Annotated in this window: 26 protein-coding genes, 1 tRNA gene and 4 pseudogenes; 9 read left to right on the top strand and 22 right to left on the bottom strand. The window is 57.2% G+C overall.

Annotated elements, in window-relative coordinates; genetic code table 11:
* The first annotated feature begins 56 nt into the window (after positions 1–56).
* Positions 57–665 (top strand): LysE family translocator, encoded by a 609-nt coding sequence (locus ACR52_RS00360; protein WP_048720455.1) that lies wholly within the window; start codon positions 57–59, stop codon positions 663–665.
* 170 nt (positions 666–835) lie between these two features.
* Here the strand turns inward: ACR52_RS00360 and ACR52_RS00355 are convergent, their stop codons facing one another.
* Complete coding sequence (locus ACR52_RS00355) at positions 836–1,717, bottom strand: LysR family transcriptional regulator (RefSeq protein ID WP_048719219.1); 882 nt, start codon at positions 1,715–1,717, stop codon at positions 836–838.
* A gap of 131 nt (positions 1,718–1,848) precedes the next feature.
* Here ACR52_RS00355 and ACR52_RS00350 point away from each other — a divergent pair, with 131 nt between their 5' ends.
* The 3 genes and pseudogenes from ACR52_RS00350 to ACR52_RS31980 form a co-directional block, all read left to right on the top strand.
* A complete protein-coding gene (locus ACR52_RS00350) occupies positions 1,849–2,886 on the top strand; it encodes an SDR family oxidoreductase (protein WP_048720453.1) in 1,038 nt (345 codons plus the stop codon).
* A 211-nt stretch (positions 2,887–3,097) separates the two neighbouring features.
* Positions 3,098–3,967 carry an AraC family transcriptional regulator gene (locus tag ACR52_RS00345; RefSeq protein WP_048719217.1) on the top strand — a complete coding sequence of 290 codons (870 nt, stop codon included), beginning with the start codon at positions 3,098–3,100 and terminating at the stop codon, positions 3,965–3,967.
* Positions 3,968–4,074: 107 nt separating this feature from the next.
* Positions 4,075–4,220 (top strand): annotated as a pseudogene (locus ACR52_RS31980) (DUF932 domain-containing protein); the annotation flags it as partial.
* A 94-nt stretch (positions 4,221–4,314) separates the two neighbouring features.
* On the opposite strand, the gene ACR52_RS00340 reads toward ACR52_RS31980, so the two are convergent.
* Positions 4,315–5,379: a 2,3-butanediol dehydrogenase gene (locus ACR52_RS00340; protein ID WP_236692111.1), complete on the bottom strand. Its 1,065-nt coding sequence runs from the start codon at positions 5,377–5,379 to the stop codon at positions 4,315–4,317.
* Between the two features lie 551 nt (positions 5,380–5,930).
* Between ACR52_RS00340 and ACR52_RS00335 the strand changes: the two genes are divergently transcribed.
* Positions 5,931–6,179, top strand: a complete 249-nt coding sequence (locus tag ACR52_RS00335) for a hypothetical protein (RefSeq protein ID WP_048719211.1) — start codon at positions 5,931–5,933, stop codon at positions 6,177–6,179.
* Here the strand turns inward: ACR52_RS00335 and ACR52_RS00330 are convergent.
* From ACR52_RS00330 to ACR52_RS00315, 5 genes and pseudogenes are all read right to left on the bottom strand, one after another.
* Positions 6,149–6,601 (bottom strand): hypothetical protein, encoded by a 453-nt coding sequence (locus ACR52_RS00330; protein WP_048719208.1) that lies wholly within the window; start codon positions 6,599–6,601, stop codon positions 6,149–6,151. The genes ACR52_RS00335 and ACR52_RS00330 overlap by 31 nt on opposite strands.
* Before the next feature lies 1 nt (position 6,602).
* Positions 6,603–6,914 (bottom strand): hypothetical protein, encoded by a 312-nt coding sequence (locus tag ACR52_RS00325; protein ID WP_048719204.1) that lies wholly within the window; start codon positions 6,912–6,914, stop codon positions 6,603–6,605.
* Positions 6,915–7,340: 426 nt separating this feature from the next.
* Positions 7,341–8,249 (bottom strand): annotated as a pseudogene (locus ACR52_RS00320) (reverse transcriptase domain-containing protein); the annotation flags it as partial.
* A 116-nt stretch (positions 8,250–8,365) separates the two neighbouring features.
* Positions 8,366–8,470, bottom strand: a pseudogene (locus tag ACR52_RS31110) (Lrp/AsnC family transcriptional regulator); the annotation flags it as partial.
* Between the two features lie 193 nt (positions 8,471–8,663).
* Positions 8,664–9,965 (bottom strand): Nramp family divalent metal transporter, encoded by a 1,302-nt coding sequence (locus tag ACR52_RS00315; protein WP_048719200.1) that lies wholly within the window; start codon positions 9,963–9,965, stop codon positions 8,664–8,666.
* A gap of 322 nt (positions 9,966–10,287) precedes the next feature.
* Here ACR52_RS00315 and ACR52_RS00310 point away from each other — a divergent pair.
* Positions 10,288–10,512 (top strand): annotated as a pseudogene (locus ACR52_RS00310) (integrase); the annotation flags it as partial.
* Between the two features lie 78 nt (positions 10,513–10,590).
* Here the strand turns inward: ACR52_RS00310 and ACR52_RS00305 are convergent.
* The 9 genes from ACR52_RS00305 to thrS form a co-directional block, all read right to left on the bottom strand.
* Positions 10,591–10,667, bottom strand: a tRNA-Pro gene (locus ACR52_RS00305).
* A 90-nt stretch (positions 10,668–10,757) separates the two neighbouring features.
* On the bottom strand, positions 10,758–11,114 hold the full coding sequence (locus ACR52_RS00300; protein ID WP_003219935.1) for a MerR family transcriptional regulator: 357 nt from the start codon (positions 11,112–11,114) through the stop codon (positions 10,758–10,760).
* Positions 11,095–11,397, bottom strand: coding sequence for an integration host factor subunit alpha (ihfA, locus tag ACR52_RS00295; protein WP_002553164.1), 303 nt, complete (start codon positions 11,395–11,397; stop codon positions 11,095–11,097). Before ihfA ends, ACR52_RS00300 begins: the two co-directional genes overlap by 20 nt.
* A gap of 3 nt (positions 11,398–11,400) precedes the next feature.
* Entirely contained in the window at positions 11,401–13,779 is a 2,379-nt protein-coding gene (pheT, locus tag ACR52_RS00290) for a phenylalanine--tRNA ligase subunit beta (RefSeq protein ID WP_048719153.1), read from the bottom strand.
* Positions 13,780–13,805: 26 nt separating this feature from the next.
* Positions 13,806–14,822: a phenylalanine--tRNA ligase subunit alpha gene (pheS, locus tag ACR52_RS00285; RefSeq protein WP_034099107.1), complete on the bottom strand. Its 1,017-nt coding sequence runs from the start codon at positions 14,820–14,822 to the stop codon at positions 13,806–13,808.
* Between the two features lie 109 nt (positions 14,823–14,931).
* Positions 14,932–15,288, bottom strand: a complete 357-nt coding sequence (rplT, locus tag ACR52_RS00280; protein WP_003234252.1) for a 50S ribosomal protein L20 — start codon at positions 15,286–15,288, stop codon at positions 14,932–14,934.
* 29 nt (positions 15,289–15,317) lie between these two features.
* The gene (gene rpmI, locus ACR52_RS00275; protein ID WP_002553160.1) at positions 15,318–15,512 is read right to left on the bottom strand and encodes a 50S ribosomal protein L35; all 195 of its coding nucleotides are present in this window, start codon (positions 15,510–15,512) and stop codon (positions 15,318–15,320) included.
* A 60-nt stretch (positions 15,513–15,572) separates the two neighbouring features.
* Entirely contained in the window at positions 15,573–16,124 is a 552-nt protein-coding gene (gene infC / locus ACR52_RS00270) for a translation initiation factor IF-3 (protein WP_170947229.1), read from the bottom strand.
* Positions 16,124–18,046, bottom strand: coding sequence for a threonine--tRNA ligase (gene thrS / locus ACR52_RS00265; RefSeq protein WP_048719014.1), 1,923 nt, complete (start codon positions 18,044–18,046; stop codon positions 16,124–16,126). Before thrS ends, infC begins: the two co-directional genes overlap by 1 nt.
* A 367-nt stretch (positions 18,047–18,413) precedes the next feature.
* On the opposite strand from thrS, the gene ACR52_RS00260 reads away from it, so the two are divergent.
* On the top strand, positions 18,414–18,728 hold the full coding sequence (locus ACR52_RS00260) for a hypothetical protein (protein ID WP_082143072.1): 315 nt from the start codon (positions 18,414–18,416) through the stop codon (positions 18,726–18,728).
* Positions 18,729–19,017: 289 nt separating this feature from the next.
* Positions 19,018–19,230 (top strand): cold-shock protein, encoded by a 213-nt coding sequence (locus tag ACR52_RS00255; protein ID WP_032631434.1) that lies wholly within the window; start codon positions 19,018–19,020, stop codon positions 19,228–19,230.
* Between the two features lie 73 nt (positions 19,231–19,303).
* On the opposite strand, the gene ACR52_RS00250 is transcribed toward ACR52_RS00255, so the two are convergent.
* Positions 19,304–19,624, bottom strand: a complete 321-nt coding sequence (locus tag ACR52_RS00250; RefSeq protein WP_048719007.1) for an I78 family peptidase inhibitor — start codon at positions 19,622–19,624, stop codon at positions 19,304–19,306.
* Positions 19,625–19,769: 145 nt separating this feature from the next.
* On the bottom strand, positions 19,770–20,078 hold the full coding sequence (locus tag ACR52_RS00245; RefSeq protein WP_048719003.1) for a hypothetical protein: 309 nt from the start codon (positions 20,076–20,078) through the stop codon (positions 19,770–19,772).
* A gap of 172 nt (positions 20,079–20,250) precedes the next feature.
* On the opposite strand from ACR52_RS00245, the gene ACR52_RS00240 reads away from it, so the two are divergent.
* Positions 20,251–20,463: a hypothetical protein gene (locus tag ACR52_RS00240; RefSeq protein ID WP_048719001.1), complete on the top strand. Its 213-nt coding sequence runs from the start codon at positions 20,251–20,253 to the stop codon at positions 20,461–20,463.
* Between the two features lie 33 nt (positions 20,464–20,496).
* Here ACR52_RS00240 and ACR52_RS00235 read toward each other — a convergent pair whose 3' ends face one another.
* From ACR52_RS00235 to ACR52_RS00220, 4 genes are read right to left on the bottom strand one after another with little or no spacing between them, the layout of a single operon-like run.
* The gene (locus ACR52_RS00235) at positions 20,497–21,525 is read right to left on the bottom strand and encodes a nucleoside hydrolase (RefSeq protein WP_048718999.1); all 1,029 of its coding nucleotides are present in this window, start codon (positions 21,523–21,525) and stop codon (positions 20,497–20,499) included.
* Between the two features lie 26 nt (positions 21,526–21,551).
* Positions 21,552–21,956 carry a D-ribose pyranase gene (gene rbsD, locus ACR52_RS00230; RefSeq protein WP_048718996.1) on the bottom strand — a complete coding sequence of 135 codons (405 nt, stop codon included), beginning with the start codon at positions 21,954–21,956 and terminating at the stop codon, positions 21,552–21,554.
* Positions 21,953–22,870, bottom strand: coding sequence for a ribokinase (rbsK, locus tag ACR52_RS00225; RefSeq protein ID WP_048718993.1), 918 nt, complete (start codon positions 22,868–22,870; stop codon positions 21,953–21,955). The genes rbsD and rbsK overlap by 4 nt, the downstream gene beginning before the upstream one ends.
* 23 nt (positions 22,871–22,893) lie before the next feature.
* The gene (locus ACR52_RS00220) at positions 22,894–23,916 is read right to left on the bottom strand and encodes a LacI family DNA-binding transcriptional regulator (protein WP_048718991.1); all 1,023 of its coding nucleotides are present in this window, start codon (positions 23,914–23,916) and stop codon (positions 22,894–22,896) included.
* Positions 23,917–23,918: the final 2 nt, after the last annotated feature.

Here is a 23,918-nt window from a genome sequence, read left to right as displayed (position 1 = left end):
TGAACGCTGTTCACTCGCAACATGCTGGCTTGAATCAACCCATGCTGGATCGAATCATGCCCTTTGAGACCTGGTTGCTCTACCTGTTTACCTGTTGCGGCATAGCGGTAGTGCCAGGGCCCAACGCGTTACTGGTGCTGACCCATGGCGCCCTTCACGGAAGCCGGAGAACGCTGTTCACCATCACGGGTGGCGTACTCGGCTTTGCAATCGTGCTGACGCTTTGCGCGTTGGGGTTGGGTGCGCTGATCCAGGCGTCAGCCGCCTGGTTTACCGCCTTGAAGGTGGTCGGCGGGCTGTATCTGATCTGGTTGGGCTTCGGGCTGTGGCGGTCTGCACCCGTCAGCCTTGAAATAGCCGGCACTACGAGCTTGCGGCGTTGGTCGCTGTTCCGCCAGGGGCTGGTATCAGCCATTTCAAATCCCAAGGCACTGCTGCTGTTTACTGCGTTTATTCCACCTTTCCTGGATCCGCACAGGAGCCTCATTGCGCAGACGATTACTATCGCGCTGACCTATGCAGCCGTGGAGTTCGTGGTTGAGTATATGGTAGCCAGCGCAGCACACCGGGTCAGGCCTTGGTTGGCTCGGACCGGGCGCCGGTTCAATAAGGTTTGCGGGGGATTTTTTGTGCTGTTTGGGTTGGTGCTGCCTACTCATGGCTGAGGGTACGAAAAATCTGATAGCGAATAATCCGACAACATCTTGCAAGATCCAACACCCCTCTTTGCACGTGAACGGGGGACTGCACATCGCCGGATGAGCCATACGCTCTTGGTTGTTTTGGACGTTGAGCGTTCAAGTGAGCACGCGCCTTACACGGGGGCGCGCCAAATTTAATCTTCGACATTTTCAACGCAGAGGACTTCGAGCAATACCTGCTCCAAGATGTCAAAGAAACATCTGATGTGCGCCTGTTTCAACGCCTGAGTCCGGGTTACCAGATAGACCTCCATCTCTGGAAGTTCAAGCTCCGGGAACAACTCAGTCAGGTCCTTCGCCAAAATACGCGGCAGTACCGCCACGCCCATGCCTTGCCTCACCGACTCCAGTTGTACGGCGAACGAGTTCACGCTGATTTGTGCACGGTCCAGACCCGCAGCTTTTGCGGCACGCATTTGAGGCAACATATCCAGCGGAGGAAGCAAGGCAATGTTGACCGCCGTAGCCAGGGTCAGCCCTGGAGAACGCTTCAAGTACCCCGCATCAGCGAAGACGCCGTAGGCGAGCTTGCCTATGGGTCGATAAATCAGCGATGGCTCGCCCAGATGCGCTGTGCGTATAGCAATATCCGCCACACCGCGGACGATCTTGTGAAAGTCGGCGGTGACCAGTAACTCCACGGAGCAGCGCGGATGCAGGGAAGTAAAACGATTCGCGGCCACCAATACACAAGAAGAAAACCCCTCACCCGCACTGACCAGGACACTGCCATATAACTCTGTTTGCACCCCGGGCAGGTTCGCCGCCGCTTGACGCCTCAAGCCCGCTTCCGCAGCCAGAGCGACTTCCACCAGGGATTGGCCCCGCGAGGTCAACCAGCAGCCTTCAACGCCTCGCTCAACGAGCGGCTCACCCAGGGCAGCTTCCAGTTGGGTCAGGCGACGGGACACGGTAGACGCCGCGATCCCCAGCAGCTGGCCCGTTTGAAGAAAACTGCCACGCCGCGAGACCGCCAACAGCAGACGAAGATCGTCCCAATTTGCCTGCAACGCCATACCTCCCATCCTCCCTGGTCTGCATATGTGCAAAGCCATTATGCAGTAGTCGCTGTTTTTCAGGCGCGGTCTAAACGGTATATCTACAGGCCTTCGAAACCACTGGAATGGAATATATGACTACGGGCCCCATGCGCAACGCATTCGTTACTGGCGCAACCGGCTTGCTGGGAAACAATCTGGTGCGGGAACTGGTCGCACGTGGATATGCCGTCAAAGCCCTAGTCCGTTCAAGAGCCAAAGGTGAGCAGCAGTTCAACGACCTCCCGAGTGTGGAACTGGTCGTTGGTGACATGGCCGATATCGACGCGTTCGCAACATCGCTGCAAGGCTGCGATACGGTGTTTCATACGGCGGCGTTCTTTCGCGATAACTACAAGGGTGGCAGCCACTGGGAAGAACTCGAAAAGATCAATGTCGCCGGTACGCGAGACTTGCTTCACCAGGCCTACGGCGCGGGGATACGCCGGTTTGTCCATACCTCTTCGATTGCCGTGCTCGACGGGGACCCTGGCACCTCTAGCGATGAAACATGTCTGCGGTCCGAAGCCGATGCGGATGACTACTACCGCAGCAAGATCCTCGCTGACCGTGTCGTCTTGACGTTTCTTGAAACCCATCCCCAGATGCATGCCTGCATGGTTCTGCCCGGCTGGATGTGGGGACCTGGCGATATGGGCCCGACCTCCTCGGGACAATTGGTCAAGGATGTCATCAACGGCAAGTTACCCGGGCTGATCCCCGGTACCTTCTCCGTAGTCGATGCCCGTGATGTGGCATGGGCTCAGATTGCCGCAGCCCAAAATGGACGGCGAGGAGAGCGCTACCTCGCGGCCGGCCGGAACTTGACCATGCGCCAGTTGGTACCTGTCCTGGGGCGTATAGCGGGCGTCAAAACACCTGTTCGGCAACTACCACTGCCCGCCCTATACCTATTGGCGACAGTGCTGGAGGTCTACGCGCGCCTTACCGGCAAGCCTATTTTGCTGAGCATGGCGACGTTGCGCCTATTGATACGAGAGGAGCACCGCACCTGTTTTAACCACCGTAAAAGTGAACAAGAGCTTGGCCTGAGTTTTCGAGTGCTGGAGCAGACCATTTCTGACACTGTGGCGTGGTATCGGAAACATGGCTGGTTTAAGCAAAACAAGGACGAAAACACACAGTGAACAAGACAATAACCCTGATGCATCACGGCCAGCCAAAGCGGGATAGAGCCGGATGTGAATGAAGTGGACACCTGAATTGTCCCCGACATTTACGTCGCCTTGGAGGAGATAGCATTGGCAACCCAAAACGTGCCTTGAGCAAACACGGCTAGGCGCGTTCACGCTGCGATAGACGACTCTATTGGCGACCGTACTTCCAGGAGCTTTTCCAGTGTCTGACATGCCGATCCATTTCGCTTACACAAAACGCTTCAACGCCGTACTCGCCTACATTGATGCCAATCTCGAAGGTGACCTGTCGGTGAAGACGTTGAGCCATGTGGCGAACTTTTCGGCGTTTCACTTCCATCGACAATTCACCGCGTTCGTTGGAGTGCCTGTCTCACGTTATGTGCAACTGATGCGACTACGACGCGCGGCACATCGCCTGGCCGCCCTCGCTGATCACTCGGTACTGGACGCCGCACTCGGTGCCGGCTTTGAAAGTCCCGAGGCATTTTGCAGGGCGTTCCGGCGGGCGTTCGGTATGACGCCGAGTGCGTTCAGGAAGGAACCAAACTGGCAAGTCTGGAGTGCGGTATTTGCAATCCCTCACTTTTCCAGGACGATCATCATGCAAGTACGAATCGTAGATTTCCCTGAAGTCAAAGTAGCAGCGCTTGAGCACTGCGGACCCGGCGGGCTCGTCAATGAGAGCGTGCGCACCTTCATCAAATGGCGTATGCAGAGCGGACAGTCGCCGGTAGCATCGAGTCGCACCTTTGGCATTCCCTACAACAACCCCGATACAACACCTCCACAAGCATTCCGCTTCGCAATCTGCGGCGAGATTCACGAGGCCGTGGCGCCGAATGAGTTCGGCGTGCACGAGATTGTCATTCCTGCCGGGCGTTGTGTCGTGGTGCGACACGTGGGGTCGCCGGATCACATCGGCGAAACGATCTATCCGATTTACCGCGATTGGCTTCCTGCCAGCGGCGAGGAACTGCGTGACCAGCCGCTGTTCTTCCATTACCTGAGCGCCTATCCCGAGATACCGCAGGATCAATGGCAAACAGATGTGTATGTTCCGCTGCAATAGAGGAGCAAGCGCAAGCGTCCGGCCCTATCAGGTGCTGAAACTGGCGCGGTGCTTGGTGTGGCCGGCGGGCCTGTGGGGATCGCTATTATCCCCCCGGAATTTCTACCGTGACCCATCTCGTTGAAAAAACGGCCTACGTTGGCGCAACTCCCTGGCATGGACTTGGAAGTCGCCTTCCCCAAAACAACCGCTAGAAGTCTGGCAGCGCGAAGCTGGCATGGACTGGAAAATCCAGGACAGCCCGGTGCAATTTTGCATCATTGCTGCAACGCCAGACGCGTCAGACACTCGGCCCCTCCTCTCTCCTTCAAGGAGTGGGCCGACGACCGCGACGGTCATCGCTCGTTTCAGACCCGAGCGGGTGACACGATGATTTTTACGTTGTGCTCCTTGTTTTTGACCAGTTCCTCAAAGCCCTGACCCACGATCTGTTCCAACTGAATGCGCCCAGTCACCAGCGGCGTGACGTCCAGCCGTCCATCAGCGATAAACGCGATCACGTCAGCGAACTCACCGTTATAGGCCAGCGCGCCCAGTACCTGTTTTTCCGTAGCTACCAACTCGAAAAAGTTGAACTCGCTGGGCTCCTCGAAGATACCAACCAGTACGCACTTGCCCGCCTTGCGGATCAAATCGATCGCGAGCTTGGCCGTGTGTTTGTTACCGATGCATTCGAAACTGACATCCGCCCCGAGCCCTCCCGTCAGGCGTCGGACCTCGGCCAAGGCATCGCACTCATTGGGATCGAGCACATGAGTCGCCCCCACTTCCAGAGCCTTGGCCTTGCGCGCTCCGGACATTTCGAGAGCAATCACCTGAGCCGCACCCGCCGCCTTGGCGCACATGATGGTGCACAGGCCAATAGTGCCTGCACCGACCACCACCACGTTTTGCCCGAGCAGGCTTCCAGCTTTTTTCACCGCGTGCATGCCCACCGCCAGAGGCTCGATCAGTGCCCCGGCTTCAGACGGAAAGTTCGCCGGTAACTTGTACAACAGGTTGGCTGGCACGTTGACCAGTTCGGCGAAGGCACCATTGTTCATCAGTCCGGTGAAGGCTAGGTTCTCGCAAATGTTGTACAGCCCGTGGGTGCAGTAGTAGCACGTGCCGCAATGTTGGCATGCATCGGCCGCCACCGGCTCACCGACGCTGAAGCCCTGCACGCCGGCACCGAGTTCGACGATCTCGCCACAAAACTCATGACCGAGAATGCACTGGCCCTTTATCCCGGTCAGCGGGTGCGGGGCGTCAACCGGTATGAACACAGGCCCGGCCACGTACTCATGTAAATCGGACCCGCAAATTCCGCACCATTGCACTCGGATCTGCACCCAACCAGCAGGCGGCGAAATGGGCAGCGGAACGTCTTCGACGCGAATATCGTTACGGCCATGCCAGACAGCGGCACGCATGCTGCGTTGCGGATTGATCGAAAGGGTCATAGCGAATTCTCCTTGAAACGGTTGGTCCTGGCGCCCCGCAAGAGTCCACCAGGAGGGGCGTCAGTGCTGTTGCACAAAGTCAAAAATCAGTCGGTTGACCTGCTCGGGGTTATGCCAACAGTCAGCGACACACGACGCCACCACGGGCAGAACAGGGAAAGGGGCTGGGCAAGACATCGGGCACCTGTTTTTATTATTGGGTTGCCAGTCGGGCTGGTTGCCAGAGCTAGAGCAAGGCCGGTGCCAGATCCGCAAAAACACCTGAATAACCCTTTCTTAGAGCGGCTCGATTGAAAACCAAGGGGGGCTGGGATCGAGTTCGAATGAGACACACCATGTCAGACCGCACCAGGTGGCGATGAGACCGTGAGACGCTGCGTCTCACCACTAGCCCCCAATGCATGCCTGCGACCAATGAACGGCTGAGCGAACAGGCCATGCGTGACGAACAATAGCCATTGGCTCGGCGTTACCGGGAAGAGGCCGACCAGCTACAACGCCAAGCCTGTGAGACACACGAGATGGCCGAATACAGCCCCCACCCATTGGCACCGGCTGAACAGCAAAAACTGGCGCAAAACCTTGCCCCGCTGCTGCGTGTGGCCAACAGCGTGTGGTTACTGAGCGAAGGCGGATCGAAACGGCATGTGCTGCTGGTACTGGCCTCACAGCGCTGGGTCTCGCGGTTGGCCTACCGCCTGACGGGCGAAGAAAACCCGTTCACCGTGACTGCGAACGTTTACTTGACCAACACTTTATCGATTTCCTGAACCAGGGACCTGGGTGCGGGCGTATCGGCATACACCTGAGCCATCTCCATTGGGTCGACCATTGGCGTGGTCACCCCGTCGAAGGAAAAACCACCGACCACATAACGTGTGAAGGTCGGCGACGCCGGGTCTTCGTCGACCTGCCAATACCCGTCATACCGTGTCGCCAGGTACTCGCCGATGTAGTAACCGATACGGGTAATGAACCAGACCCGGTTGGCCTCGCTGATCACTGCACTTCGAAAACCGCTGTCCAATTGGGCCAAAAATTTCCCGGGGGTGTTCAGGACCTCGTGAGGTTGTTCAAACCCCAGGCTGGTGCAGAACTCATGGAGCACCGGCAGGCGCTCGGACTTGAATGCTGCAAAGCCTGCTATGCGGCGGGTCAGGCCTTGCTCCGATGATCCTTCAAAAATATCCATACTACTTTTCATCATAGTTGAAGCTTGTTTTAACCTGGCCTCCACGCCGATAGGACATCACAAAAGAACGCCAGCACTCACCGCGTTCCTTGGCATTTTTATTGAGCTGCTTGGCAAGCATATACAGCGCCGTATCATCGAAATCAGTTCTGGCATCAGTGACCTCAACGCCTTCTCTCTCGACGGCCAACCCTGTATCGATGAAGCCGTCTCCCACTTCTACGTCATAACAAAAATAATCATAACCATCGACAATACCGGCATCGATGATTGAAAAAATCTCTTTAACGACTTCGATATCTTCAGTCATCATTCTTCAACCCTCTGGAATTCTATTGGGCTCATTTTCAAAAATTTTGGTTCTGACTTTACCATCAACCGTATAGGTCACAGACAACGTATCCGGCCTCTGTTTGCCTTGCGTCTCGAGGCACCCAATTTCGCCGCTTTTTCCGCGCGGTTGATGGGCAAGAAGGCCAGCGCCCACTCTGTCTTGTACTTTTCGATCACCGCGACACTGTTGACCGAGTCACCCTGCAGCTCGTACAGCTTGCCCAACCCGTAAGCTGTCTAGCCTTCAGCCCAGAGCCCAGAGCCCACCGACCAGGTCGACAGGGTGGGAATCCGAGGTGTACTCACACGAAAATATGAAAGGAAGGGATTTTCAGATCGAGTAGGAGGCGGATTTACATCCGCCGTCCTCCCACACCACCGTACGTACGTATCCGTATACGGCGGTTCAAGCTATGCGGCTAAGCCGGTTTATCGTATCCAGTACCGAGACCAACCCAAGTTGATCCCATAGCTTCTTCGGCAGCGCCTGATTCATATGAGATGCTCCCGAGCTCCACCATGGGCCTCGGCCATTGAAGGCTGATTTGCAGGCGCGAGCTTCGCTAAGCCCCAGGCGCATCAAGTTACGTGCCCTCGTTGAGGGCCGCTTCCATTGACGCCAGACGACGCAGCGAAGTTTGCGCCGCACCCAGCCGTCAATTTCCTCAAGTGGCCGTTTGCTCTGACTGAGCTTGAAGTAGCCTGCCCACCCGCGCAGCACAGGGTTTATCCGTTCGATGACATTCGCCATCTTGTGGCCCTGCGCCCCGCGCAGCAGGTCTCTTAACCGGTCGTGCAAGCGACCCAGACTCATCGTCGCCACTCTCAGCCTCGGTTGCTGATGCCAGCTCATCCCATAACCCAGATAGTCGCAGACCCAAGGCCGTGATACGCGGCTCTTTTCCCGGTTCAGCGTCAGTTTCAGGCGCTGATTCAGGAAACGCTCAACACCGGCCATCACCCGCGTGCCAGCTCGCTGACTGCGCACATAGATGTTCGCGTCGTCGGCATAACGCACGAAGCGATGGCCTCGCCGTTCCAGTTCGCGGTCGAGTTCGTTGAGCAGGATGTTCGACAGCAACGGCGAGAGCGGGCCGCCTTGCGGCGTCCCTTCCTGCCGTCGGCTGACGAGTCCGCCCGACATCGTTCCCGCTTCGAGGTAACGACGGATCAACGTGAGCACACGCTTGTCTTCGATTTGACGCGCCACGTAGGCCATCAGGACATCGTGGTTGACCCGATCAAAGAACTTCTCGAGATCAAGTTCCACGCACCAGCGGTGACCCGCTGCCACGTGGCCGCGAGCGGATTGGAGACGGCCACGATGCAGGCATTCGTTTATCGGGTCTGTTCCAGAGGGCATGATCGTTCAGCGGCTGTCGCCCGATGTCGCCTGGGCCATCGTCGGGGCCACGGACTACCTCTATCGTTTTACATCTTGCTCGATTGGGGTATCGCTATCCGGCTACTGGTCTTGACCTCGCGTAACGACAAACTGGACTGGATGGATGCAATACCAATCTGCCGCCGGAGTAATGTTCGCCAACGAGAAAGTGGTACTGCAGCCCATCGCGCCAGTTCGATGCTGCAGATCCGCGCGCGTATGGGAGAGATGGTGGTGGCGAATCTGGTGGACCGTTTCGCCGGGAGAATACCGCAGGGTTCCGTGACTGACTGAAGGTTGGCCACCGAGGGGACGTTGCGTTCCCTCGGTGGCTCGGTGTCAGTGTCAGGTAAACAGATCGACGCCCAACTGGAAGGCGACCCACAACGCGAGGCCTGTCGCAAAGAGCAGCGCGACGTTTTCAAACAGGTTGTTGCGATATTTCTTGTCCAGCAGCGACTTCTGGTTGGACATGATCAGCAGCCCCAGGGAAATGACCGGCAAGCCGATGATGTTCAACGCGCTGACACCAATGGTCAGAGTCACGAAATCCGGCATGCCTGGCAGCGACCAAACTAATGGTGTCACGAGGATGAACAGCATGAACCATTTGTGCATCGGATCATGATGAAACTCTTTGCCGTACTTTTCGCGACGTTCAGGACGAACGTGTTGGAAGGCATCGGTAATCAGCATCGGGAACGCGGTGGTCTTGCCTGAAATACTGGCAAACAATGTCGCGAACACGCCGATGAAGAACACATACCAACCAATCGGGCCGAAGAAAATTTCCAGCGCCTTGCCCAGATCTCCCAAGGTCTTCACCTCGATGCCGTTGGGCCGCAGGATTTCCGCGCCGACGATCCAGATAGCCAGGTTGATGACGATCCCGACGAACACGGCGAACAGCAAATCGTTTCGTTGAACGCGCTTGTGTTGCGGCCCTACCCAGCCCTTTTGACGCATGACGTAAGGATGGACGAAGTTGGCAATCGAACCTGCCACCGCGCCGATCACCGAGACCGCCACCAGCAGCGCGCCATGCACGCCTTCATCCGGCGGAATACTGAAGCCGATGGTGCCTTTGACGATGCCGACGACATCGGGGCCGGACATCACGGCCAGGGCAATGAACGCCAAGGTCATGATCGCCAGCAACACCTTCATCACGCCTTCGATCATCGAATAAATATTACGCCCCACCAGCATCCACACCGCGAGTACCACCGCCAGTGAACACAGCAGTGGTTGGTCGATTTTCAACAGCATCGCCAGCGACTCACCCGCCCCCTTGATCATGTAGGCGTTCATCAAGTGCCCCATCAGCAGGGCGTAGACGAGCATGAACCAGGCGAAAAAGGGATTCAGTTGGGCATAGCCCTGCAGGATGGTCATGCCCTGGTTATTGCACAACTGGAAGCGAGCGATGATGTTTACGATCAGGTATCTCAAGAGCAGAGAGACCGCCAGCACCCACATCATTGCGTAACCGTAATTGGCACCGGCCACGGACGACGTGATCAGGTCACCTGCGCCCAGCCACGACAGTACGGCGATGATTCCGGGGCCCAGCAGTTTGAGTATTCGGGAAAATCGATTTTGTTCGGGCGCCGCAGCCTGGCCTTCGACGGAACGAATGCTCGTCATAGAGGGTATCTCCATTTATTTTTTTTGTGAGAACGAGCGCAGTCGAACATAATAGATACGACGTCGTATAACAATACTTGTGCAAGTATGTTTAGAAATGTTTCAAGGTAGCAGGTTAGCGGCGGGGTGCGTGGATAGCGTCTAACCGGGCCAAGGTCACGCAGAGACTGCACCTGAGCCACGACGTATTTTTCCAGCCTGAGAAAAACAAAGATTGAGGTGGCCAAACGACAGTCATAGGATGACCGACCACGACCATAAAAATAAGGGATCACCTGTGAGAAACCCCCTCCTCTTGGCTGCTGCTGTTGTCTACGGCCTCAGGGAGGCGGCCAATTGCTACGCAGGATGGAAGGAAGAAGAGATGCCGGGCTTCCACGAGGTGCGAGCGCTGTCACTGCATCTGTACAAGAAAGCCGGAAAGGATGGGCAGAAGATTGCAGGCCATGCGAGTGAGGGCATGACCAAGAACTACCAGCGGGACCACGAGAAAATCATCTGGTCCGAGGCAATTCCGGACCTGAATATCAGTGAAATCACAGGGTAGTTTTGCGCGGGTTTTGCGCAGGCACAAAAAAGCCGATCTGTCTGATCGGCTTAAGCGACTGATTTTATTCAGTAAATATGGTCGGGACGGAGTGATTCGAACACTCGACCCCTAGCACCCCATGCTAGTGCGCTACCGGACTGCGCTACGCCCCGACTAGGCGTGTTACTGGGTTTGCTTCGCAACGAAGCGATCAGGAATATACCGCAAGCTTTTGAAATGTGGAAGTATTTTAAAAGCCGGAATTATTTCTTCAAAACCACCAGCACATCTTCGAGTTCGGAGATCATCTGGCGGATCATTTGCTTGTATTGGGTGGTGTCGTCTTTGGCTTCATCGCCGGACATACGCTGGCGCGCACCGCTGATGGTGAACCCCTGGTCGTAGAGCAGCGCGCGGATCTGCCGGATCATCAGCACATCCTGGCGCTGATAATACCGACGGTTCCCGGTGCGTTTGACGGGGTTGAGTTGAGGAAACTCCTGCTCCCAATAGCGCAGCACGTGCGGTTTGACCGCACAGAGCTCGCTGACTTCACCAATGGTGAAGTAGCGTTTGCCTGGGATGACGGGTAGCTCGTCGTTATGACTTGGTTCCAGCATAAGCCTCAACTCGGGCCTTCAACTTCTGCCCTGGACGAAAGGTGACCACACGGCGAGCCGTGATCGGGATTTCTTCTCCCGTTTTTGGATTGCGGCCAGGCCGCTGGCGTTTGTCCCGCAGGTCAAAATTGCCGAAACCGGACAATTTGACCTGTTCGTTGTCTTCCAGAGCGTGTCTGATTTCTTCAAAAAACAGCTCGACCAATTCCTTGGCTTCGCGTTTGTTCAGACCCAGCTCTTCGTACAGACGTTCCGCCATCTCAGCTTTCGTCAAAGCCCCCATACGTCACTTCCTTAACGTGGCGTTCAACCTTTGTTCGAGCGAGGTGAGGATATTTTGTGTCGTGGTATTCACCTCATCGTCATTAAGAGTGCGCGATGGATGCTGCCAGGTCAAGCCAACTGCAAGGCTTTTTCTATGCGGATCAATGCCTTTACCCTGATAGACGTCAAATAGCCTGAGGTCTGTCAGCCATTCCCCTGCATTTTCACGGATTACATCCAGAACAGCAGTGGCGGCGACTTCACGATCGGCAATCAGGGCAAGGTCACGACGCACTTCAGGGAAGCGCGACAACTCGCTGAATTTAGGCATCTTGCCGGAAGCAACTTCAGCCAGTACCAGCTCAAAAACGAAGACCGGACGGTCGAGGCCGAGGGTTTTCGAGAGCTCAGGGTGAATCGCACCGACAAAGCCCACCAGGCGACCTTCGCGTTCGATACGCGCAGTCTGGCCCGGGTGCAACGCCGGATGGCTGCCCGGTACAAATGTGAATGCATCCAGTGCACCCGCGAAGCCCAGTACAGCTTCCACGTCTGCCTTGACGTCGAAGAAGTCCACGGCGTCGCGACCTTGTGCCCAACCTTCGGGCAGACGGCTGCCGCAAACCACACCGGCCAGCATCGGCTCTTGCTTCAAGCCATCCAGCTGACCAACAAAACGCAAGCCGCTTTCGAACATGCGCACGCGGTCTTGCTGACGGTTGAGGTTATGGGAAAGAGCTTTCACCAGGCCTGGCCACAGGGACGAACGCATGGCGGCCATGTCGCTGGAGATAGGGTTGGCCAGCAACAGCGGCTCGACGCCTGGGTTGAACAGTTCGAACTGTTTCGGATCGATGAAGCTGTAGGTCACGGCTTCCTGATAACCACGGGCAACCAGCAGACGGCGCAATTCAGGCAGGTGCGCACGCGCCTCAGCCTTCGGTTGCGGCGCCAGGCGCGCTTGCGGGTAACGAACCGGCAGGCGGTTGTAGCCATACAGGCGGGCCAGTTCTTCGATCAGGTCGACTTCCAGGCTGATATCGAAGCGATGGCTTGGCACTTCAACCCGCCACTGCCCTTCCCCACCTGCAGAAATACCTAGGCCGAGGGCGGACAACAATTGCTCGATCTCGGCAGGCTCGATCACCAGGCCAAGCATTTGCTCAACGCTTTTGGCACGTAGGGTGATCGGCGCAACGGCCGGCAGGTGCTGCTCGCTGACAGTTTCAGTGATCGGGCCGGCTTCGCCGCCGGTGATTTCCAGCAGCAGGCCAGTGGCGCGCTCCATGGCTTCACGGGCGAGCTTCCAGTCCACGCCACGCTCGTAGCGGTGCGATGCGTCGGTGTGCAGGCCGTAGGACCGAGCCTTACCGGCGATGGCGATTTGGTCGAAGAATGCGCTCTCGAGGAAAATGTCGCGCGTGGTTGCGGACACACCGCTGTGCTCGCCACCCATCACGCCGGCAATGGCCAGGGCGCGGGAATGGTCAGCGATCACCAGGGTATCGGCGCGCAGGGCCACTTCCTGGCCGTCGAGCAGCACCAGCTTCTCGCCTTCTTCGGCAAAGCGCACACGAATGCCACCATTGATCTCGGCGAGATCAAAAGCGTGCAACGGTTGGCCCAGTTCCAACATCACATAGTTAGTGATGTCGACAGCAGCATCGATGCTGCGCACGTCGCCACGGCGAAGGCGCTCAACCATCCAAAGCGGGGTTGGCTTGGACAGGTCGACGTTACGGATCACCCGACCCAGGTAACGTGGGCAGGCGGTTGGCGCCAGCACGTCGATAGGACGCACTTCGTCATGCACTGCAGGTACGGCGGCAACCACTGGACGGGTGACGGGAGCGTTGTACAGCGCGCCCACTTCACGCGCCAGGCCCGCCAGGGACAGGCAATCGCCGCGGTTCGGGGTCAGGTCGACCTCGATGCTGGCGTCTTCCAGTTCCAGGTAGACACGAATGTCCTGACCTACTGGCGCGTCGGCCGGCAGTTCCATCAGGCCATCGTTGCCCTCGCCCACCTGCAGTTCAGCTTGGGAGCAGAGCATGCCGTTGGACTCGACGCCCCGCAGCTTGGCCTTCTTGATCTTGAAGTCGCCCGGCAGTTCGGCGCCGATCATGGCGAACGGAATTTTCAGGCCCGGGCGCACGTTTGGCGCTCCGCACACGACCTGGAAAGTTTCCGCGCCATTGCTGACCTGGCACACACGCAACTTGTCGGCATCAGGGTGCTGCTCGGTGCTCAGCACCTCGCCCACCACTACACCGCTGAAAATACCGGCGGCCGGCGTAACGCTATCGACCTCAAGACCGGCCATCGACAGACGAGCAACCAGCTCGTCGCGACCTACCTGCGGGCTCACCCAGCCGCGCAGCCATTGTTCACTGAATTTCATCCTGCTCTCCTAAAGATTCGTTACGACTAGCGAAATTGCGCGAGGAACCGCAAGTCGTTGTCGAAGAACAGACGCAAGTCGTTCACGCCGTAACGCAGCATGGCCAGACGCTCAACGCCCATGCCGAAGGCAAAGCCCGAGAACTCTTCCGGGTCAATCCCGGACATGCGCAGCACGTTGGGGTGAACCATGCCGCAGCCCATCACTTCCAGCCAGCCGGTCTGCTTGCAGACGCGGCAGCCTTTACCGCTGCACATCACGCATTCCATGTCGACTTCAGCGGACGGCTCGGTGAACGGGAAGAACGATGGACGGAAACGCACCGCCAGTTCTTTCTCGAAGAACACCCGCAGGAACTCTTCGATGGTGCCTTTGAGGTCGGCGAAGTTGATATCGCGATCAACCAGCAGGCCTTCGACCTGGTGGAACATCGGCGAGTGGGTAATATCCGAGTCGCTACGGTACACACGGCCCGGGCAGACGATGCGGATCGGCGGCTTGTTCGCTTCCATGGTGCGGACCTGTACCGGCGAGGTATGGGTGCGCAACAGCATGTTCGCGTTGAAATAGAAGGTGTCGTGCATCGACCGGGCCGGGTGATGGCCTGGGATGTTGAGCGCCTCGAAGTTGTGATAGTCGTCTTCAACCTCAGGGCCTTCGGCAATGCCGTAGCCAATGTGGGTGAAGAACTGCTCGATTCGTTCCAGAGTCCGGGTGATCGGATGCAGACCGCCCGAGGCCTGGCCACGGCCAGGCAAGGTTACGTCAATGGACTCGGCGGCGAGCTTGGCCGCAAGATCGGCCTCCTCGAGCGACGCCTTACGCGCATTGAGCACCTCTGTGACACGCTCCTTGGCGACGTTGATCAGCGCACCGACTTGCGGACGCTCTTCAGCCGGCAAATTCCCCAGGGTCTTCATCACCTGAGTCAATTCACCTTTTTTGCCAAGGTAGTGAACCCGGATTTGCTCCAGGGCATTGATATCTTCAGCGCTTTGCACAGCCTCGAGAGCTTGAGCGACGAGCGCGTCCAGGTTTTCCATGTACAGACTCCAGATACAAAATAGGGGAAGAGCTTGAAGGCTCTTCCCCTATTTATGACGTTTACCACCTTGGGCTACAGGAGCAGCTCAGGGTGACTGTCGGGGGTACTTAAGCCAAGGTGGCTTTAGCTTTCTCGACAATCGCAGCAAACACCGCTTTTTCGTTCACGGCCAGTTCAGCCAGAACCTTACGGTCGATTTCGATGGACGCTTTTTTCAGGCCAGCGATGAAACGGCTGTAGGACAGACCGTTAACACGTGCACCAGCATTGATACGAGCGATCCACAGAGCGCGGAACTGACGTTTTTTCTGACGACGGTCACGGTAGGCGTATTGGCCTGCCTTGATTACCGCTTGCTTGGCAACACGGAATACGCGTGAACGCGCGCCGTAGTAGCCTTTAGCAAGTTTCAGAATTTTTTTGTGACGCTTACGGGCCATGACGCCACGCTTAACACGAGCCATGAGTTACTTCCTCTATTCTTGATCCAAAATTAACGAAGGCGCAGCATGCGCTCGACTTTTGCCACGTCAGACGGATGCAGCAAGCTGCTACCGCGCAGTTGACGCTTACGCTTGGTCGACATTTTGGTCAGGATGTGGCTCTTGAAAGCGTGCTTGTGCTTGATACCGTTAGCAGTTTTCAGAAACCGCTTAGCAGCACCACTTTTAGTCTTCATCTTTGGCATGTTCGGATACTCCGCATTCAGTTGATAAACATAATCAGAAGGCCTGCCGTGCCCTGTTGATTACTTCTTCTTTTTCGGGGCGATGACCATGATCAGCTGGCGTCCTTCCATCTTAGGATGCTGTTCGACCGAACCGTACTCGAGCAGGTCAGCTTCAACCCGCTTGAGGAGTTCCATCCCCAGCTCCTGGTGGGCCATCTCACGGCCGCGGAATCGCAAAGATACCTTGGCCCTGTCCCCATCACTCAGGAAACGTACCAGGTTGCGCAGTTTTACCTGGTAATCCCCTTCCTCCGTCCCTGGACGAAACTTGATTTCTTTAACCTGGATCTGCTTCTGGTTTTTCTTGGCTGCGGCAACCTGCTTCTTCTTCTCGAAGATCGATTTGCCGTAGTCCATCAGCTTGCAGACAGGCGGTACAGCATCGGCGGAAATCTCCACCAAATCGAGCTTGGCTTCTTCAGCCTTAAGAAGCGCGTCTTCAATTGACACAATCCCAAGCTGCTCACCCTCAGCCCCAATTAACCGAACCTCGCGTGCCGAGATATTCTCGTTGATCGGGGCTTTCGGTGCAGCTCGTTTATCTTGTCTCATTTCACGCTTAATAATAATTACTCCGAATCTGGGCGACCACGCCGGGAAACCGCTTGAGCGAGGAACTCAGCGAACTGGGCGACGGGCATCGAGCCCAGGTCAGCACCTTCACGAGTACGCACAGCGACAGTCTGCATCTCGACTTCCCGATCTCCGATAACCAAAAGATAGGGAACCTTGAGCAAAGTATGCTCGCGGATTTTAAAGCCGATCTTTTCATTTCTCAAGTCGGACTTGGCACGAAATCCGCTTTCGTTGAGAGTTTTTTCAACTTCAGCGGCAAAATCTGCCTGTTTATCAGTGATATTCATGATCACTGCCTGAGTCGGAGCCAGCCACGCAGGGAACGCGCCCTCGTAGTGCTCGATCAGGATTCCAACGAACCGTTCGAACGAGCCGAGGATCGCCCGGTGCAACATAACCGGGTGTTTACGGCTGTTGTCTTCGGAGACGTATTCGGCTCCCAAACGGATCGGCAGGTTAAAATCGAGCTGCAAGGTACCACATTGCCAGACACGGCCAAGGCAATCTTTCAGCGAGAATTCGATTTTAGGACCGTAGAAAGCGCCTTCACCCGGCTGCAGATCGTACGCAAGCCCCGCGCTGTCTAGGGCGGCGGCCAGTGCAGCTTCGGCGCGATCCCACAATTCGTCGGAGCCAACGCGTTTTTCCGGACGAGTGGACAGCTTCATTTCGACTTCGGTGAAGCCGAAATCGCGATAAACGTCCATGGTCAGCTTGATGAACGCAGCGGATTCGGCCTGCATCTGCTCTTCGGTGCAGAAGATGTGGGCGTCATCCTGAGTGAAGCCACGCACACGCATGATGCCGTGCAGCGCACCCGATGGCTCGTTACGGTGGCACGCACCGAACTCGGCCAGGCGCATCGGCAACTCGCGGTAGCTCTTCAAGCCCTGGTTGAACACCTGCACGTGGCATGGGCAGTTCATGGGTTTGATGGCGTAGTCGCGGTTTTCCGACTGGGTGGTGAACATGTTGTCGGCGTAGTTGGCCCAGTGCCCGGATTTCTCCCACAGGCTGCGGTCAACGACTTGCGGAGTCTTGATCTCCAGGTAACCGTTGTCGCGCTGAACCTTGCGCATGTACTGCTCGAGCACCTGATACAGGGTCCAGCCGTTCGGGTGCCAGAACACCATGCCCGGCGCTTCTTCCTGAAGGTGGAACAGGTTCAGGCGCTTGCCGATCTTGCGGTGGTCGCGTTTCTCAGCTTCTTCGATGCGCTGGATGTAGGCCGCCAGCTGCTTCTTGTCAGCCCAAGCTGTGCCGTAGATTCGCTGCAGTTGCTCGTTCTTCGCGTCGCCGCGCCAGTAGGCACCGGACAGCTTGGTCAGCTTGAACGACTTGAGGAAGCGCGTGTTCGGCACGTGCGGGCCACGGCACATGTCGACGTATTCTTCGTGGTAGTAAAGACCCATGGCCTGCTCGTCCGGCATGTCTTCCACCAGGCGCAGCTTGTAGTCTTCACCACGGGCCGTGAACACATCGATCACTTCGGCGCGCGGCGTGACTTTCTTGATCACGTCGTAGTCTTTTTCGATCAGCGCATGCATACGCTGTTCGATGGCTGCCAGGTCATCCGGAGTGAAAGGACGCTCGTAGGCGATGTCGTAATAGAAGCCTTCGTCGATGACCGGGCCGATCACCATCTTTGCAGTAGGGTACAGCTGCTTGACCGCATGGCCAATCAGGTGCGCGCAAGAGTGGCGAATGATCTCCAGCCCCTCTTGATCCTTGGGCGTGATGATTTGCAGGCTGGCGTCGGAGGTGATCAGGTCACTGGCGTCGACCAGTTTGCCGTCGACCTTGCCGGCCACAGTGGCCTTGGCCAAGCCTGCACCAATGGATGCGGCGACCTCGGCTACGGAAACCGAATGATCGAATGAACGTTGACTGCCGTCGGGAAGAGTAATAGTTGGCATGGCGCCTCCTCTCCTAGTGGTGACCCCTACCAAAGGTCACGTGGGTTGGGATGAGCCAGTACAAGATCCAATACCAGGCCGTTCAGTGATGAACGCCTGCCTTACAGCGGCAGGAGCCTTGCGGCCAACCGATAATCGAACCAGAGTGACTGGAGTGAACAAAAAAGAAACATGGCAAGGCGGCAATGGGCGCACCTGGATTTAGCCAAGCGGGAGATGCTAGCACAGATGAACGGTCATCGCGCCGGCGCCACCTTCTGTTGATACAAATTCCAGCTTATATAGCTGCAAAAGTGAACTTGAGCTGTACGACGCGCCTCAAACGCACTGAGAATCGCCGTTCGTCCCCGACCCAAAGGAGCATCCCATGATGCGTTTTACCTCGACCCTCGCTCTCGCCGCTTCCCTGACCCTCCTTTCCCTCGGCGCGCAGGCAGCAGCCCCGTCGAACTGGCCTGCCGGCGCACGGGACAGCTTCGTCAAAGACTGCAGCTCGGCCGCCAGCCAAAACGTGGACGCCAAAACCGCCAAAGATCATTGCGAATGCGGCGCCGACAAGATCAATGCCGAATTGAGCACTGCGGAAATCAAGGAACTCATGACCAACCAGAACGCTAGCCCGGAGCTTAAAAACAAAGCGGTCGCGGCTATTTCGTCCTGCAAAGTGGTGAAGAAAAAGTAAGATTCGCCTCTGATCAGACGGCCGTTTTGCTGGAAAAACAGCCTTAAAACTGCCATTTCTCACAAATTACGCAGCTTTTACGGCTTTTTTTACCAGCTTATATTTCACGCGAAAGCCCCGTAGATCGCGGCTTTCAGCCGGCCGAAGCACTAAACGCAACGCCATTGATTAGCAAACAATGCCTTGGGGGGGCTCCCAAGCCGAACATTTCGACTATGATAGCCCGGTGTGCCCAGTTGGCCTGAGCAGCACAGCACTACTGAAAATATATGTTTCTTGGAGATACACCATGTCTAATCGCCAATCCGGCACCGTTAAATGGTTCAACGATGAAAAAGGCTTCGGCTTCATCACTCCTCAAGGTGGCGGTGACGACCTGTTCGTACACTTCAAAGCTATCGAAAGCGACGGTTTCAAAAGCCTGAAAGAAGGCCAAACCGTTTCCTTCGTGGCTGAGAAAGGCCAAAAGGGTATGCAAGCTGCACAGGTTCGCCCAGAGTAATTTCTGCGCCGATCTAAAAAACCCCGTCCATGTGACGGGGTTTTTTATGGGCGATACAAAAGCAGGTCGGCTATCAGCCGCAATTGACGCGCGTGATCACCAGGTTGTCGTCGGTGTTCAGGTTCAGGCGGTCAGAGCGGTATTCCAGCGTGATCATGTCGTTGGGCTTGAGAATCCGTGCGTTCTGCGCACCGGCACGGGTACGGGCTTGATCCAGCAACTGGGGCGAGGCTTTCTGGCCGATCGTGAACTCGGCGGCCTTCGACTCACAGCGACTATGACCGGCATCGGTCGCGACGGCGTCTTTGGCTGGCTCAGAGGCACCGGGGGTACTGCAACCCGCCAACGCGAGTGCTGCCAACAAAGTACCGAATGATGCGAGCTTCCAAGGCATGAAGCCTCCTATGATAAAAAAAGGACAGAGATGGTGCGACAGCGGTCAGGCGGATTGGTTTCAAGACGTAAATCGCCTGCGGGCAAGTCTGCCTGACTCCAAGCAGGCATTCGCCCGGTCAATCGTCACCAGATATGAACGCACTTCAGTAGATGTCGATGTAGTCAAAAGGCGGCTTTGGCCAGTTCTGCTTGAGCGCGTTGAAAATCTGCATTACCCAGACTTCATCGCTGGCCGCTACGTTGCCAACATAACCAGAGCCCTTGGCCCAGGTCTCCAGGCGAAACAGCAGGCCATCGATATCCACACCACCTACGGCCTTACCGGAAGAGATGTACGCGATACCTGCCTTTGTTACCCGCAACTGCGTGTGTTCGTCGTCGCTTGCACTGGCTAGTAGGTTACGAACCTTTTCCAGTGTCAGGTTCTCGGGGTTGTTCAAATCGATCTGCACGCGGTGTTCCCCGGCAATTAGACAGAGCGACAGTGTCGCACAGCCCTCCCCTCAAGCCTAAATGCCTCATGCCTAAGTAGAAGTGCCAAACGCAGCGCAAAATGGTTAACTGCCCCGGCAAAAACCGCGTTTTAGCGCACTGCCCCGTATTTTAGCCCCGTGAGCCCCCACCATGAGCACCGTGACCCTCCAAGCCGACATCAAAGCCAAGTGGCCCCAAGGACAGAGTTCCTACAGCCCCGGAAGCCCGGAAGAGTTGGCGATCATTGGTATCGACCTGCTGGTCAAGGAATTGGGCACTCAGGCCGCGCAAGCGTTCATCGGCCAGATATTCGAGAAATACCCGGCCGATCACATGGGGGCACACGACCCCGAACGCGAGTAAGACCCGGCCGGCGAGCGCCGACCGGAAAACGCATTACTTCAGACGCGCCAGGCGCTCGGTCAGCAGATCGAAGAAGCCCTGGGCGTCGCCACTTTCAACCCAGAACGCGTTCTTCGGTTGTTTCAGGCCGTCGTACCAATCGACTATGGTCTGGCCGAAGGTCGGACCTTCACGGCTGTCCACCACCACGTTCACCTCACGACCGCTGAACAGCGAAGGCTTCAGCAGGTAAGCAACTACGGTCGCATCGTGTACCGGGCCGCCCGGGATGCCGTAGTGCTCCATATCGCCTTTGACGTATTCGTTGAGAATATCGCCGACGACTTTGCTCGCGTTATTCTTGATGTCAGCGATCTTTTTCAGGCGCGCTTCACTGGTCAGCACCTTATGGGTGACGTCCAGCGGCAGGTAGGTCAGCTTCACGCCACTCTTGAGCACAATCTCGGCCGCAACCGGGTCTGCGAACAGGTTGAACTCAGCCACTGGCGTGATGTTGCCGCCATTGAAGTGTGCGCCGCCCATCACCACTACTTCCTTGATGCCCTGAGTGATTTTAGGCTCTTGAGTCAGTGCCAATGCCAGGTTGGTCTGTGGGCCGAGCATGGCGATGGTGATGCTGTGGGGCTTGGCGGCGGTCAAGGTCTTGATCAGGTATTCAACGGCATTTCCTTCGGCCAAGCCTTTTTTCGGCTCATGCACGGTGACCCCGGAAATACCCTCCTTACCGTGGATATTCTCGGCATAGATCGGCGTGCGCAGCAGTGGTGCCGGTGCTCCAGCGTAAACCGGAATGTCCTCACGCCCTGCCCATTCACGGGCCAGGCGCGCATTGCGGGACGTTTTGTCCAGGCGCACATTGCCGGCGACGGTGGTCAGCGCGCGAATGCTTAATTCATCCGGGGACGCCATGGCGAACAGCAAGGCCACCACATCGTCGGCACCGGGGTCGGTGTCTATGATCAGGTCGATTTTTTCAGCCGCTTGGGCGCTTGCAGTAGTGAGCGCAGACAAAAGCAGAACACTCCGGAACAGATTTTTCAGGGTTGGAAGACTACGTTGCATGAAACACTCCTTGTCGTAGGTAAACGCTAGAACGTGACGCCGGACACCAGCGCAATATTGCAGTAAGGCTGGCACTCGCCGGTGCGGACAACGGCGCGCGCCTTGCGGCTCAGCTGTTTGAATTCTTCATGGCTGACCAGGCGCCGCTCGCCGAGAGCGGCCTGTTCGGTCAAGGTGTTGAGATCGGTCAGAGCTGGTGGCTGCTTGAGCAGGATTTCTTCCGCCAGTACATGGTTTTCTACCTGCATTTCACTGAGCACAATGCGCAGCGTGCTGATGAAATCGGGAATGCCCTGCGTGAGCGCCAGGTCGATCAACTCGACACCCGGAGGCACCGGCAGTCCGGCGTCGCCGATGACCAGGATATCGCCGTGACCGAGTGAGGCGATCACGCGCGACAGTGCAATATTGAGCAATGGTGTCTTTTTCATGAGGGCACAAAACCTTGAACGTCGTGCAGCGTAGGAATGGAGGGTTGCGCGCCGTCACGGGTCACCGACAGCGCCGCGGCCGCCTGACCAAAACGAATGGCCTCGGCTTCGACCTTGCCGTTGGCCAGTGCCGCAGCAAAACCGCCGACAAAGGTGTCGCCGGCAGCAGTGGTATCCACCGCCTTGACCTTGGGTGCAACCAGATGCTCAAAACCTTGACCATCTGCAAACAGTGCGCCCTGGGCGCCAAGGGTGATGATGACTTTGCCGGCGCCAGCCTTGATCAGTTGCGTCGCTGCCAACTTGGCACTGTCGAGGGAATCGACCGTCACACCGCTCAGTGCAGTGGCTTCGCTCTCGTTGGGAATCAGGTAGTCGATCGAGGCATACCATTCGGCAGGCAACGGGCCGCTGGCCGGCGCCGGATTGAGGATCACCGTCTTGCCCAGCTCACGACCGCGTTTGAGCGTATACCCCACCGTATCCATTGGCACTTCAAGCTGGCAGACGATCACATCGGCGGCCTGCAGCACTGAATCGAACACCTGCAGCGAAGCGGGCGTCAGCTCACCATTGCTGCCGGCAACAATCACGATCGCGTTCTGACTGCTGTCATCCACCACGATCAACGCCACGCCGCTGGAACCCTCCACCGTGCTGACGGCCTGGCAGTCGATGCCTTCCACCTGCAATGCATCGCGCAATTGGGCACCGTAGGCATCTGTACCCACGCAGCCGATCATCGCAACCTCAGCCCCCAGTCGCGCAGACGCCACGGCCTGGTTGGCGCCCTTGCCACCCGGCACCGTAGAGAACGATTGGCCGATCAGGGTTTCACCGGCACGAGGCAAGCGACTGGCGCGGGTAACCAGGTCCATGTTCAAGCTGCCTACTACCACTACTTTTGCTGGCATACATCAGTACTCATCAATTCGGTTCAGCGGTATTGGGCGAACACACCGGCGAACGGCGCCGTCGACTCACGCAAAACAATACTCGGCGTCACGATGCGTTGATCGATCGGCAGTTGGGGTGTTGCAATTCGTCGCAGTAAAAGCTCGGCCGCCGTCTCACCCAGTTGCACGATCGATTGTCCGACCGTGGTCAGTGCCGGGTACACATAGCGGCCCATTTGAATATCATCGAAACCGATCACCGACAGCTCGCCGGGCACGCGAATATTACGCTCCGCTGCCGCGCGCAACACGCCGAAACCAATCATGTCGTTGCTGGCGAAAATCGCGCTGGGTGGATTTTCCGAGAGCAACCGCACTGCCGCGGCATAACCGCCGGTGCTGGTGAAGTCGCTTTCCTGGGTGCGATTGGCCGCCACTTCCACACCTGCCTCACGCAATGCACGGTGGTACCCCGCCAGACGCATCTGCGCGACGCGGGTGTGGCCGGGGCCGCCAATGCAGGCGATGTCCCGGTGACCGAGCTCAAGCAAGTGCCGGGTCGCCAGATAGGCGCCCTCCTCGTGATCGATGCGGACCAGGTCGACATCAATGCCGTCCAGTGCGCGGTCGACGATGACCATGGGCGTGCGTACTGCGCTCAAGCCTGCCGCAAGGCCGCTGTCGTCGCCGCCCACGGAGGTCACGATCAAGCCGTCGATGCGCTTCTCCAGCAACACCCGCAGATAACTGCGTTGCTTTTCAGCGTTGTCGTCAGAGTTACAGAGGATCACACAGTAACCATTGCGCTCGCAGTAATCCTCGATGCCCCGGGCCAGCTCGGCAAAATACGGGTTGAGGCTGTTGGGGACCAGCAGGCCGATAGTGGCGGTGGTCTTGGCCTTGAGCGAGCGCGCAACCGCGCTCGGCACATAGTCCAGCTGCTTGATCGCCGCCTCGACCTTGATCCGCACAGGTTCGCTCACCGGGCGCGTCTTGTTCACCACATGGGACACGGTGGTGTAGGAAATGCCCGCAAGCGCTGCCACATCCTTGATCGTTGCCATGG

It is taken from the genome of Pseudomonas fildesensis (assembly GCF_001050345.1).
GTDB lineage: Bacteria > Pseudomonadota > Gammaproteobacteria > Pseudomonadales > Pseudomonadaceae > Aquipseudomonas > Aquipseudomonas fildesensis.
The sequence above is the reverse complement of the archived record's forward strand: the minus strand, read 5'-3'. Positions and strand labels throughout refer to the sequence as shown.